This window comes from Rheinheimera mesophila (assembly GCF_000986865.1).
GTDB classification, from domain to species: Bacteria; Pseudomonadota; Gammaproteobacteria; order Enterobacterales; family Alteromonadaceae; genus Pararheinheimera; species Pararheinheimera mesophila.
In genome coordinates this window covers 82,527-95,201 of the sequence record NZ_LAVS01000002.1, presented here as the reverse complement: position 1 = coordinate 95,201, position 12,675 = coordinate 82,527, and the positions used below count along the sequence as shown (strand labels likewise).

At 49.0% G+C, this 12,675-nt stretch carries 9 protein-coding genes; 4 read left to right on the top strand and 5 right to left on the bottom strand.

Annotated features, from left to right (window positions below):
* The first annotated feature begins 106 nt into the window (after positions 1-106).
* Positions 107-1,912 (top strand): S8 family serine peptidase, encoded by a 1,806-nt coding sequence (locus SD53_RS01775; protein ID WP_046518494.1) that lies wholly within the window; start codon positions 107-109, stop codon positions 1,910-1,912.
* 33 nt (positions 1,913-1,945) lie between these two features.
* Here SD53_RS01775 and SD53_RS01770 read toward each other — a convergent pair whose 3' ends face one another.
* Both SD53_RS01770 and SD53_RS01765 read right to left on the bottom strand, forming a co-directional pair.
* A complete protein-coding gene (locus SD53_RS01770) occupies positions 1,946-2,932 on the bottom strand; it encodes a DUF481 domain-containing protein (RefSeq protein WP_046518493.1) in 987 nt (328 codons plus the stop codon).
* A 120-nt stretch (positions 2,933-3,052) separates the two neighbouring features.
* Entirely contained in the window at positions 3,053-3,535 is a 483-nt protein-coding gene (locus SD53_RS01765; RefSeq protein WP_046518492.1) for a fasciclin domain-containing protein, read from the bottom strand.
* A 293-nt stretch (positions 3,536-3,828) separates the two neighbouring features.
* On the opposite strand from SD53_RS01765, the gene SD53_RS01760 reads away from it, so the two are divergent.
* Both SD53_RS01760 and SD53_RS01755 read left to right on the top strand, forming a co-directional pair.
* Positions 3,829-4,134: an ArsR/SmtB family transcription factor gene (locus SD53_RS01760; RefSeq protein WP_106693121.1), complete on the top strand. Its 306-nt coding sequence runs from the start codon at positions 3,829-3,831 to the stop codon at positions 4,132-4,134.
* A 10-nt stretch (positions 4,135-4,144) separates the two neighbouring features.
* Positions 4,145-5,200, top strand: a complete 1,056-nt coding sequence (locus SD53_RS01755; protein WP_046518490.1) for an alkene reductase — start codon at positions 4,145-4,147, stop codon at positions 5,198-5,200.
* Positions 5,201-5,294: 94 nt separating this feature from the next.
* On the opposite strand, the gene SD53_RS01750 is transcribed toward SD53_RS01755, so the two are convergent.
* The 3 genes from SD53_RS01750 to SD53_RS01740 are packed head-to-tail and all read right to left on the bottom strand — an operon-like array spanning position 5,295 to position 10,080.
* A complete protein-coding gene (locus SD53_RS01750; RefSeq protein ID WP_046518489.1) occupies positions 5,295-6,251 on the bottom strand; it encodes a DUF4340 domain-containing protein in 957 nt (318 codons plus the stop codon).
* A 12-nt stretch (positions 6,252-6,263) separates the two neighbouring features.
* On the bottom strand, positions 6,264-9,155 hold the full coding sequence (locus tag SD53_RS01745; protein ID WP_046518488.1) for a Gldg family protein: 2,892 nt from the start codon (positions 9,153-9,155) through the stop codon (positions 6,264-6,266).
* Positions 9,145-10,080 carry an ABC transporter ATP-binding protein gene (locus tag SD53_RS01740; RefSeq protein ID WP_046518487.1) on the bottom strand — a complete coding sequence of 312 codons (936 nt, stop codon included), beginning with the start codon at positions 10,078-10,080 and terminating at the stop codon, positions 9,145-9,147. The genes SD53_RS01745 and SD53_RS01740 overlap by 11 nt, the downstream gene beginning before the upstream one ends.
* Before the next feature lie 463 nt (positions 10,081-10,543).
* Between SD53_RS01740 and fusA the strand changes: the two genes are divergently transcribed.
* Positions 10,544-12,649 (top strand): elongation factor G, encoded by a 2,106-nt coding sequence (gene fusA / locus SD53_RS01735; protein WP_436197672.1) that lies wholly within the window; start codon positions 10,544-10,546, stop codon positions 12,647-12,649.
* Positions 12,650-12,675: the final 26 nt, after the last annotated feature.

The following is a 12,675-nucleotide window of genomic DNA, read 5'->3' as shown; positions in this document are numbered from 1 at the left end:
CTGATCTACAGCAAAAATGCGACAAGACTCCACCCTGGCGCGACAAAAGCACACAAGATGCAGAAGCCTGGTGGAGAATATAATAATAAGCAATGGGAACAACTCAATGAAAATCAGTAAGTTAAATAAAATCTCACTCGCCACTGTGATGGCTTTAGGCTGTACCACCGCAACTGCAGCGGATCGGGTCATCATTCAGGTCGATAATGCCAACAAAGGTATAGTGACCGCCTTAACAAAACAGCTCGGTGGCGAAGTGAAAGTCGATGCAGATGGTTTTATCGCTGCTCAGTTCAATGGTAAATCTGTTGATGAAATCAAAGGTATTCTGAAAAACCCTCATATCAAACTGATTGAAGAAGATTTAGTACGTAAACCAATGGCGTTATTTAACGACGACGCTGGTGATCCAATGCAACAACAAATCACCCCCTATGCTGTGTATCAATCTCAGGCCAATCAGGTGCAATTTAACCCTGGCGCAGGTATTAAAGTCTGTGTCATTGACTCAGGTTTAGACCAGTCTAACCCCGATTTTAACTGGGGCAGCATCACGGGTGACAACGACTCAGGCACAGGCAACTGGAACGTCAATGGTGGCCCACACGGCACTCACGTCGCCGGCACCATAGGAGCGGCAGACAACGGTTTTGGTGTAATAGGTATGGCCCCTGGCGTAGCTATGCACATTATCAAAGTATTTAACGCTGAAGGTTGGGGTTATTCGTCAGATCTGGCCTATGCCGCACAAAAATGTAAAAACGCAGGTTCCGACATTATCAGCATGAGCTTAGGCGGTGGTGGTGCCAATACCACTGAATCCAACGCCTTTAAAACCTTTACCGACGCTGGTGGTTTAGTTATAGCCGCAGCAGGGAACGACGGCAATAATGTGCGCTCTTATCCTGCTGGTTACCCTTCTGTCATGATGATAGGAGCCAACGACAATAACAACAATATCGCAGACTTCTCGCAATTCCCAAGCTGTACAGCCAACGGCAAAACAGACGAAACCATTTGTGTGGAAGCCACTGCAGGTGGTGTCGATACCTTATCCACCTACCCTGCCGATATGGCAACCAGCGCCACCTTAAGTGCCAATGGTACTGCTTATGCCACCTCTGCGATGGAAAACCCGGGTTCAGCCAGCGCTGCCACCTTTTTTATGGGCACAGCGGAAACTGTCAATTCAGGCGCAGCCGGTAAAATCTGTATGATTGACCGTGGTGTGATTTCTTTCCATGACAAAGTGAAAAACTGCCAAAACTCTGGTGGTGTAGGTGCTGTTATCATCAACAATACCGCAGGTATGTTGTACGGTACCCTAGGTGAAGGTTCAGCCAACACCACATCTATTCCTGCCGTAGGTGCGGCTTTTGAAGACAGAACTGCGCTGTTGGCCGCTACTACTGCATCCATCAACATCGGTACCAGCGATTATGGTCTGATGAGCGGTACTTCGATGGCAACACCGGCCGTATCAGGTATTGCTGCTCTGGTCTGGTCAAATCACCCAAGCTGTACTGGTACTCAAATCCGTAATGCGTTAAAAGCGACGGCAAAAGACGCAGGTGCTGCAGGCAAAGATGTCTACTTCGGTTACGGTATTGTGCAGGCCGCGGCTGCACATCAATACCTGACCACTAACGGTTGTGGTGGCGGCACAACCACTCCGGGTATCAGTCTGACCTTGCAAGGCGTCTCCAGCAAAGGCAAGCGTTATGTGGATCTAAGCTGGGCCAGTGCAACCACCAGTACCGTCGATCTGTACCGTAACAATGTGAAAATTCTGACCACGACCAACGACGGCAGCCATCGTGATGGTCCGTTAAACCGTGGCAGCTACAGTTACAAGGTATGTGAAGCCGCCAGCACCACCAAATGCAGTGCTAGCACTGCGATTAACCTGTAATAACTCGGGGGCTGAGTCTACTCAGCCCCACTTTTAAAACCTGGCGCCTAAGCTGAGTTTTTGATGCAAGTCGCGGCTATCGGCCGAAAGCCCCTGATAACCGGGTAAAACCACATCAATTTTTGACCAGTCTAAATCCACAGAAAACGATAACCGGATCTGCTCCGTCAAGTAATAGTGCACACCAGAGCTCAGATTTATTTCTTGTCTGAACTCGATGTACTGCACCGGCTGATTCACAGGTTTCAGATAACTGCCTTCGCTAAATACCTCAAAGCGGCTAGCAGGCCATAGATACCTTAGATCCCACTCCAGTTGTATATGCCGGAAATCCAACTGCTGTCTGTCACCAAGAAACAACTCCAGTCCTGCAGTTTCTTTAAAATGAGTACGCTTTAAACCCGCTAACGCAATCAGCTCCACCCGAAGTTCAGCAGTATCATAAAAGCTGTAGCCCAGGCCTGAGCTCAAGTCGATATTTCTGTAGTCGGATGCAAGAAAGTCCTGGGCGTAATCTACTTTGTTGCGCCAAAAAAGTTGTGGCTGGAAAAAATAGTCAGCGCCCGGATTGAGCAGATACTTATGGGTTTTCTTTAAGGAGCTGCTGGTCTCGTAATCGTATTTACCGTCAAAAGTCAGTCGCAGGTTGTTGTCGCGCTGCTCAAAGGAGCCTTTAAATCCAACGTTGTCTGTACTGCTGCTACTGCGTTTTTTTCCTGCAGTTAAATCCACGCTGTAGTGCCGTATCGGCTGGTTTTGAACGACAGCGCTGTGCGGTTCAGCGGTCAATTCGGGCACAGCAGTCAGCAGCTTTTGCTGCTCTATACGGTCGATCTGAGTTCGGGGGAGTTGTACCTGACCAGAATACGGTAGATTCAAAAAAACAATATCCTTGTCTTGCTGAGTGATAGCACCTGTTAATCTGTCTCCATTTTTCATCCAGACTACAACATGCTGCTCTGACGACGCATCAGAAAAAAAACAACAGAACAAAGCAACCAGCATCAGTGTTTTAGCCACAGGCACAGTCCTTAAAAACAGACCATCAAAGCGAATTACTGCAGTTTAACAGCGGATGAATGTATAAAGAATGGATAAAAGAAAAGGAGCACAAGGCTCCTTTTCTCTGACTACAAACGATTATTTAGGCAAGACAACAGAATCAATCACATGAATGACGCCGTTACTGGTTTCAATATCTGTGCTTATGACCTTAGCACCATCGACATAGACCACACCATCTTTCACGGCAATCTTTAAGTCCTGTCCCTGTACTGTTTTGGCAGATGTTAACTTCACCACATCAGAGGCCATCACTTTACCCGCCACTACGTGGTAGGTCAGTACCTTGCCAAGTGCCGCTTTATCTTTTAACAGCGCCTCTAAGTCGGCTGCAGGCACCTTAGCAAAAGCAGCGTCATTGGGTGCAAACACAGTAAATGGACCTGGGCCTTTTAAGGTATCGACCAGATCAGCGGCTTTCACTGCAGTTACCAGTGTATTAAAACTACCTGCAGCTACGGCTGTATCGACGATATCTGCTTTGGCAGAAGCATAAGATGCAGCGGAGACGGCTAAAGCTGCAGAGAACACGGTCAAATTCAATAATGAGCGAAATTTCATTCTGATTTCCTTTTAGTTGAACATAAAACCCGCAGTAAAAAACGCAGCGCACCGGTAAAAAGATCAAAAGTATATTTGTTTATTTTTTCTGAACCTGACGAAAAAATCACCGTATTACGTGCCGTAACCTTATTAGTTTTTTAGCTGTGAACATGCGATTTCCCGCTGCTGTTTCGTTCTTTTTACGGCTGTGCGCCTGACTAATGTACCGACCAGAATAAAATAAAAGTTGCATATCGCGATATGGCGATATATATTTCGCCATATCGCGATATATGGATATAAATGAAACTATGAGCTCTGCAGAACTCGACGAGATGATCAAAGCCCTGTCCCACCCGGTACGGCGGGACATTTTAAACTGGCTGAAACAACCTGAAGTTTATTTTGCCGATCAGGAACACCCGCTGAGTATTGGGGTTTGTGCCGGCAAAATTGACCAGAAGACCGGGTTGTCTCAGTCAACCGTATCTGCCCACCTGGCTACTTTGCAACGTGCTGGTTTTATCAGCAGTAAAAAAGTAGGTCAGTGGAATTTTTATTCGCGCAATGAAGCTGTGATTCAACAATTTCTGGCGCGCTTAGCCGATCAACTTTAAGGAGTTACAGATGCCAACTTTATTTGATGCCATCACGCTGGGTGATTTAACCCTGAAAAACCGTATTGTGATGGCGCCTTTAACCCGCTGCCGTGCTGACGAGGGCCGTGTGCCTAACGCCATGATGGCAGAGTATTACCGCCAACGCAGCAGCGCAGGTTTAATTTTGTCCGAAGCCACGTCCGTCACTCCGATGGGTGTCGGTTATCCCGATACACCGGGGATTTGGTCTGAAGCTCAGGTTGAGGGCTGGAAATTAGTCACAGAGGCGGTACACAAAGCGGGCAGTCGTATTTTCTTGCAACTCTGGCACGTAGGCCGTATTTCTGACCCGCTGTACTTAAATGGCGAAAAACCAGTAGCTCCAAGTGCTGTGCGTCCGGCTGGTCATGTCAGTCTGGTTCGTCCAATGAAAAACTTTGAAGAGCCACGGGCGTTAAGCTTAAACGAAATCAAAGAGGTAGTTGCAGCTTATCGCCAGGGTGCAATCAATGCCAAAGCCGCAGGGTTTGACGGTGTACACATACACGGAGCGAACGGCTATTTGCTCGATCAGTTCCTGCAGGACAGCACTAACTTACGGGATGACGAATACGGTGGCTCTTTGGAAAACCGTGCCCGTTTAATGCTGGAAGTGACCGATGCTTGTATTGAAGTCTGGGGCAAAGACAGAGTAGCGATGCACTTGGCGCCTCGTATGGATGCCCACGATATGGGCGACTCGAACCGCACGGCCACCTTTGGTTATGTTGCAACTGAACTGGGCAAACGTGGTATTGCCTTTATCTCTACCCGCGAACATCCGGCAGACGACAGCATTACGCCACTGATTAAACAGTTATTTGGTGGCCCTGTGATTGCGAATGAAAAATTCAGCAAAGCAGAAGCGAATCAATGGCTGGCCGAAGGCAAAGCTGACGCTATCGCCTTTGGTATTCCTTTTATCGCCAACCCGGATTTACCAAAACGTCTGGAGACAGATGCACCGTTAAATCAGCCACGCCCAGAACTGTTTTATGGCAAAGGCCCGGTAGGCTACACCGACTACCCGACTCTGGCCTCATAGGACTGATGAGATATGACAAAGGGCCTGACGGCCCTTTGTGTTATTTATGCAGTTTCCGGCAAACCGGACACTGAGTCGCGGACCAAAGCCCGGCTTAGTTCAACTCAGAGCGGCCCTCAGCTTGAACCTCACTTGCACTGGGCTTTTCGTTGCTGTTGCTTTGTCCTGACTGTTTAGCCAGCAGCTTTTCCGGCTCAAGTTCAAATAACTGCTTCGCTTGTTCTGCAGCCAGCGGGTACCAGACGGCCCTGTCATCGCGTTTGATCAAATAGTTGTCCTGCTGTTTTTGGAGCTGGTAACTATGTTTGGCACTCAAACTCTGAACCTCCACCTGAAGTTGTTGCTCAGGCTGTTTCAAAGCCAGCGGCTTGACTGGCGGACCACTGACCTGCAATGCGCTGAACAGTTGCTGCAATTGACCAGCCAGGGCCTTGTCTGCTATTTGCGTTTCTCCTTGAGCCGCGCGTACCTGCCATTGGCCAGCCTCTTTTTCTAGCTCTAGTTGCGGCAGTTTGATCCGGTTCACCTGGCTGATCTGCAGCAGGTTGCGGTCAAACCACTGCTCAGGCTCTGTGCTCCAATCCATAGTGCTGATCTGCTGCTGATAAATTTCCGTTTCTTTGTCACGTCGCAGATACAACTGTTTGAAGGCCGGACTGGAGCCCAGATAAATCAGTTGCTGTTGCTCGCCAGCCGCTAACGTTAGCTTCCACTGATATTTATCCTCTGCCACTTCAAATCTGGCCTGACTGGCAGTGGTTTCTGCCACTGGCCACTGCAAACGGGCTTTCTCCAGCTCAGTTAACAATGCGGTGACTTTGGCGGGTCGGGCTGGCTCATGCTGTAACGCAGGCAAGCGCCAGGCGCCATCCTGATACACCAGTTGCAGAGTCTTACCCTGATGTTCCAGCTTAATCTCTGTGAGCTGTTTTGGATGAAGCGCAAGCAAAGCACTCGCCTCTGGCTGCTGCTGATCTTGCCACCATAATGCCCCTGCCAGCAGCAATTGCGCCGCTGCAACCACAGATAATCCAATCGTCAGTGTTTTCATCAGCGTGCCTCCTTATTGTGCTGCCACTACTCGATACAGTTGCTGCAAACGGCGACGTTGCAGCCAGCGCTGAATCAGTGCAATACACAGAATCAATGCCAGCACCAGCGCATAATTCAGGTACTCCAAAAACTGCTGCTCAGCTCTGTCCAGCGGCGGTAAAGTGCGATTAAACTGACCACGAGCCCGGATATCTAACAAGGCAGGATCGGCCGTCGCCCAATCCACTGTATTGGCCAGTAACTGCAGGTTGTTCAGATACTCTGAGCCCTGTGCACCGCCAACCAACTGACTGACCGCATCACTGAACATATCGTTGGAGCCAAATAATATTAAACGGGCTCCGGCATTAGCCTGTTCGAGTACAGGATAAAGTTCAGTGCTGGTGTTGCTTTGCTCAGGCGCTGCGTTTTTAGCCTCGTCTTTTGCTTCATTCGTTTTCTGGGCCTGTAACGGTGAAGCTTTGCCACTAAACCAGGACTTAAACTGACCTTCCAGCATCACCGCCAGGGTCTGCGCCCCGCTGGTATCACCGGATGGGTAACTCACCTGCCCTGAGCTATCCAGAGTCGGCATCACAGTGCTTTGTGCCGTTAACCAACTACCTTTGGACGACTGCAGCAACGGTGTCGCTTTGATATGTTCTTTAGTTTGAATATCAAAGGGACTGGCCCAGGGCACCACCAACTGGGGCAACTGACTGAATAATGGCAGCTCTGCCATACCGTCCTGCCGGATGTCGGCAAACCATGGATAATCCAGCAGTCTCATATCCTGAAAGGTAAAACCACCGGCCTGACGTGTGACTGGTACAGGTAAAGCGGCATGCTGCGGATCCAAAAGCAGAGTGGAATTCTGCTGTACGCCATACTGCTCCAGCCACTGGTTCAGACCACTCTGATAAGGCCGCACCGCTAAGTTCTCTCTGCTTAAACTGGCTTTGAAAGGTGACGTAGCCATCAGTACTGTACCGCCCTGCATCAAAAACTGATCCACGGCAAAAAGTTGTGTCTGGGATAAATTCTCTGGCGCCATCACAAACAGCACATCGGCTTTAGCACTGACCTTACCGTCCGTTAAATCCTCCGGCTCGACGTTGAAATTATCGGCCAATAAAGCATTCAAACCGCTGAACTCATTGGCCGGATAACCATAACCACCGCTCCCCTGCGGCGTCACCAGCGCCACTGTTTTTGTGCCATGACCAGACAAACGCGATATACCGGCTTTGAGCTGACGCTCAAAACTTTCGACACTAAAATCATCCAGAGTCAGCGCTAATTGCTGTGAGCCCTGCTGCAACTGCATACTGAACCAGAAGCCCTCTGCGGCAAAAGGATCCAGCTTGACCTTACTCAACCCCAACTCTTGCTGCAGATTGTCTTTTAATGCGCTGTCTGCATCGGGGTCCAGTCGCTGCACACTAAACTTGCCTTCGGCTGTTTTAGCCAGTTGTTCCGCACTTTGCTGTAACTGGGTCGCAAAAGATTTCAGTTCAGCGGGTAACTGCGGATCGTCTGACCAATACAGCTTCAGACTGACAGGCTCGGTGACAGCAGCAAACAGATCATGACCGGCATAATAGTCCTGCTGTACTTTTTTCACCGCCCGGGTGATATCCAGTTCCGGATTTCTTAATAGCACCTCCAGATCATTTTCACCTCTGGATTTCACGTCAATCAGCTCGCGAAACCCCAATACCTGGTACTCAGAACCGTACTGGATCACCAGATTAAAGTAAGAGCTGACAATAGAAGACTGATAGCGGTCGGCAATCTGAAACGGGACAGGCGTGATATTAAAGCGCTGATTAGCCTCCTGTTCCAGCTCAGGCTCTGTGGTCGGGTCAATCCACTCTACTCTGACTTTGTTACCACCACTGATTTGATACTCTTTTAACAAATCCTGCAATTGGGGGACTAAGGGTGCCAATAACGGATGGGTTTGCCCGGAAAAATAGCCACGGATCAACAAAGGCTCCGTCAGGCTTTGCAGTTGCTGCTGGGTGGCTTCAGACAAGGAGTATTGTTTACCTGCCGTGCTGTCATAACGCAACTGAGTCAATTGCCCAAGCCATAGATTCGCCAACAACAGGTTCAGCACGGCTACTGTGCTGAGCCATTGCCACTGCCGGGCACTGTTGGATAAACGGCTTGAAAAACGTTCTTTTTCTAGAACATAAACATTTAACACTAAAAAGGTCAGCACCAGCGCCAGGTAATAATACAGATCACGAAAATCCAGTACTCCTCGGGTGATCGCATCAAAACGCGACCCTGTGCCGATGAAATTCAGGTAAGAGGCGACAGACTGACTGAATAAGCCCGTGATCAGCGGATGCCCAACCAAATAGAGTGCACCGCACACAGCGATACTCAGCAGCAAACTGACAATCTGATTATCCGAGCGGGCTGACACAAACAGGCCTATGGCCAGATAACAACTACCCAACAGCACTGAAGCCAGATACCCCGCCATTACAGGCCCCCAATCCAGTTCAGCCAGCAAGGCTACGGTCACAGGCAAAGGCAAGGTGATCAGTAAGGCCAGCAGAAGCAAAACAAAACAGCCCAAAAACTTACCGAGCACAAAATGCCAGACCGGAGAACCTTGAGTCAGCACAGCTTCCAAAGTACCACTGCGGCGTTCTTCACTCCAGACTTTCATCGTCAGCGCTGAGGTTAAAAACAGCAACAACAGCGGCATCCAGCTAAACAGCGGCCGGACATCGGCGATATTGCGGGCAAAAAAAGCTTCACCCCAGAAAAATACAAACAGCTCAACAGCGGCAAAACTGGCTAAAAATAACCAGGCCACAGGCGAGGCAAAAAATAAGGTCAATTCTTTACGCGCCACAGACCAGATTAAATGACGGGTCTTTGTTGCATTCACATCAGGCTGCATCTTTCACCTCCGTTTTCTGGTGATGTGAACTAAATAAGCTTTGTAAATCCTGTTGCTGCAGGTGGAGCTGATACAAGGCATGGCCTGCATTAACCAGACGCTGAGCCACTTGAGCGCACAAGGCTTTGTGATCACTATCGGCAGCCAGCTCCAGTCTGAAGCAGTGTTCGCTTTGCGGCTTCACCGCCAGCACCTGCGGCATGTCACAGAGTAGCTGTTTTAGTGCCTCAAGGGGGATGTCGCAGCCCAACTGCAGCACACTATCCGGTGTCAAAGCATCCAAAGCCCGGTCCAGTACCAGACGTCCTTGCTGGATCAGCAAGACTCTGCTGCACAACGCCTGCACTTCCTGCATGATATGGGTAGAGAGGATCACTGTTGCATCCTGTGCGATCTGCTGGATCAGCTCGCGCATCTGCAAGGTCTGGCTTGGGTCCAACCCATTGGTTGGCTCATCGAGGATCAACAGCCGTGGTTTACCCAAAATAGCCTGAGCCACACTTAAACGCTGTTTATAACCACGGGATAAGGTTTCTATCTTTGCTTCGAGTTTGTCCTGCAACATGGTTGCAGCCACCACCCTGCGGATCTCCGCAGCACGACTTTCACTGCTCAATGCCTTCAGGCTGGCGGCATAATCCAGATAATCCAGCACTGTCATGTCCGGATACAGCGGTAAGTGTTCAGGTAAATAGCCTAACTGCTGCTGAATTAACCGCCTTTGCTGCTGAATGTCGAGACCATCCAGCAGAATTTGACCGCTGTCAGCCTCAAGATAGCCGCTCAGCATCTTCATGATGGTGGTTTTCCCTGCGCCATTGTGGCCAAGCAAACCAATAATCTCGCCTTTTTTAATAGTAAAACTGACATCATCTACCGCCAGATGGCTGCCATACCGACGACTGATGTTCTGAACCTGCAACATGTTCAATATCCTCCCCTGATGAACTGCAAGTGCATAACGGAACGAGTGAACCGGGAAGGCATCCGCAAGCCGAGCATTCTGAGAAGGACCTCAGTCGTACAAAACTTGTTCTTAACCCGACTTGTGTTCGATAAGTCCGGGGGCAGGATGCCGGATAAATTCCCGTAAAAACAAAGTGTCAGACGATTGACAAAGCAAAATATAGGGGCAGTTTTTTTAATCCCAAGGGGGATATGCGACACAAAAGCGCGACGACGAAGTGCAGGCATGATCAGGACAACAGCAGACGGCTAAATTGCCAAAAAACGCCGTTCAAAGCACTCTGACATGGATTTCAGCTCCGGTCTTGCTGACTGTTCAACAGGAGATAAAAAATTCATAAAGGCAGTTGATTTTTTTTCGGGCAAATTAAAATAAATTCCTGTATATTGTCGCCCTATTTTATAACCACTAGCTAATCGAGATGACTATGTCAGCAGATTTATCCTTATATAGAAACATTGGTATCTTCGCCCACGTTGATGCCGGCAAAACCACTACCACCGAACGTATCCTGAAACTGACTGGTAAAATCCACAAGTTGGGTGAGGTTCACGAAGGTGAATCAACCACAGACTTCATGGAACAGGAAGCTGAACGTGGTATTACTATTCAGTCAGCGGCAGTTAGCTGCTACTGGAAAGGTCACCGCTTCAACGTGATCGATACACCAGGTCACGTTGACTTCACGGTAGAAGTGTATCGTTCTCTGAAAGTATTAGATGGTGGTATCGGTGTATTCTGTGGATCTGGTGGTGTTGAACCTCAATCAGAAACCAACTGGCGTTATGCCAACGACGCAAAAGTATCGCGTCTGATTTTCGTAAACAAACTGGACCGTATCGGTGCTGACTTCCTGCGCGTAACAGAACAAGTGAAAAAAGTTCTGGGTGCAAACCCGCTGATCATGGTTCTGCCAATCGGCCGTGAAGACACCTTCGTCGGTGTAGTTGACCTGTTAACTAAAAAAGCTTACGTGTGGGATGAAACTGGTCTGCCAGAAAACTACACAGTGACTGACATCCCGGCTGACATGGTTGATGATGTTGAAATGTACCGTCAACAACTGATCGAAACTGCATTAGAGCAGGACGATGACCTGTTAATGGCGTACATGGAAGGCGAGGAGCCATCTATCGAAGACATCAAACGCTGTATCCGTAAAGGTACACGTGACCTGGCTTTCTTCCCAACTTTCTGTGGTTCAGCCTTTAAAAACAAAGGTATGCAGTTAGTACTGGACGGCGTTGTTGATTACTTACCATCTCCAACTGAAGTAAATCCACAGCCGCTGACTGACGAAGAAGGTAACGAGACGGGCGAATACGCTATCGTTTCTGCTGACGAGCCGTTCCGCGCTTTAGCATTCAAGATCATGGACGACCGTTTCGGCGCCCTGACCTTTATCCGTATTTACTCTGGTGTACTGAACAAAGGCGACACAGTTCTGAACTCTTACACCGGTAAAACAGAACGTATCGGCCGTATGGTTGAGATGCACGCCAATGACCGTACTGACCTGACCACAGCTCAGGCCGGTGACATCATCGCGCTGGTTGGTCTGAAAAACAACACCCAAACTGGTCACACCTTATGTGATCCTAAAGCCCCATGTACTTTAGAACCAATGGTATTCCCAGAGCCAGTAATCTCTATCTCTGTCACACCAAAAGACAAAGGTTCTGTTGAGAAGATGGGTATCGCTATCGGTAAGATGGTGGCAGAAGATCCAACCTTCCGCGTTGAAACTGACGTAGACTCAGGCGAAACTATCCTCAAGGGTATGGGTGAGCTGCACTTAGATATCAAAGTAGATATCTTAAAACGTACTTACGGTGTTGAGTTAGTCGTAGGTCAGCCGCAGGTTGCTTACCGCGAAACTATCACTCGTGAAGTAGAAGACAGCTATACGCACAAGAAGCAGTCTGGTGGTTCAGGTCAATACGGTAAAATCGACTACCGCATTCGTCCGGGCGAGCCAAATTCAGGCTTCAAGTTCGTTTCTACTGTAGTGGGTGGTAGCGTTCCGAAAGAATTCTTCCCAGCGATTGAGAAAGGCTTCGCCTCTATGATGTCAACCGGTACTCTGGCTGGCTTCCCTGTGTTAGACGTAGAAGTTGAACTGTTCGACGGTGGTTTCCACGCCGTTGACTCATCAGCTATCGCGTTCGAAATCGCTGCCAAAGGTGCATTCCGTCAAACTATGCCTAAAGCTGGCGCTCAGTTGTTAGAGCCAATCATGAAAGTTGACGTGTTCACACCAGAAGACCACGTAGGTGATGTGATCGGTGACTTAAACCGTCGTCGTGGCATGATCTCTGGTCAGGAAGCTGGTGTCACTGGCGTTCGTATCAAAGGCGACGTACCACTGTCTGAGATGTTCGGTTACATCTCTACTCTGCGTACTATGACGTCTGGTCGTGGTCAGTTCTCTATGGAATTCTCTCACTACTCACCATGTCCACAAAACGTGGCTGATGCAGTGATTGCAAAAGAGAAAGAAAAGAAAGCTGCCGCTGCTAAGAACTAATTAGCCGCTCAGATAAAAAGCCCCGC

Bases quoted from the DNA above. Each gene is read 5' to 3' on its own strand.
- SD53_RS01775 (WP_046518494.1), top strand. From the start codon at position 107: ATGAAAATCAGTAAGTTAAATAAAATCTCACTCGCCACTGTGATGGCT.
- SD53_RS01765 (WP_046518492.1), bottom strand. From the start codon at position 3,535: ATGAAATTTCGCTCATTATTGAATTTGACCGTGTTCTCTGCAGCTTTA.
- SD53_RS01760 (WP_106693121.1), top strand. From the start codon at position 3,829: ATGAGCTCTGCAGAACTCGACGAGATGATCAAAGCCCTGTCCCACCCG.
- SD53_RS01755 (WP_046518490.1), top strand. From the start codon at position 4,145: ATGCCAACTTTATTTGATGCCATCACGCTGGGTGATTTAACCCTGAAA.
- SD53_RS01750 (WP_046518489.1), bottom strand. From the start codon at position 6,251: ATGAAAACACTGACGATTGGATTATCTGTGGTTGCAGCGGCGCAATTG.
- SD53_RS01745 (WP_046518488.1), bottom strand. From the start codon at position 9,155: ATGCAGCCTGATGTGAATGCAACAAAGACCCGTCATTTAATCTGGTCT.
- SD53_RS01740 (WP_046518487.1), bottom strand. From the start codon at position 10,080: ATGTTGCAGGTTCAGAACATCAGTCGTCGGTATGGCAGCCATCTGGCG.
- fusA (WP_436197672.1), top strand. From the start codon at position 10,544: ATGACTATGTCAGCAGATTTATCCTTATATAGAAACATTGGTATCTTC.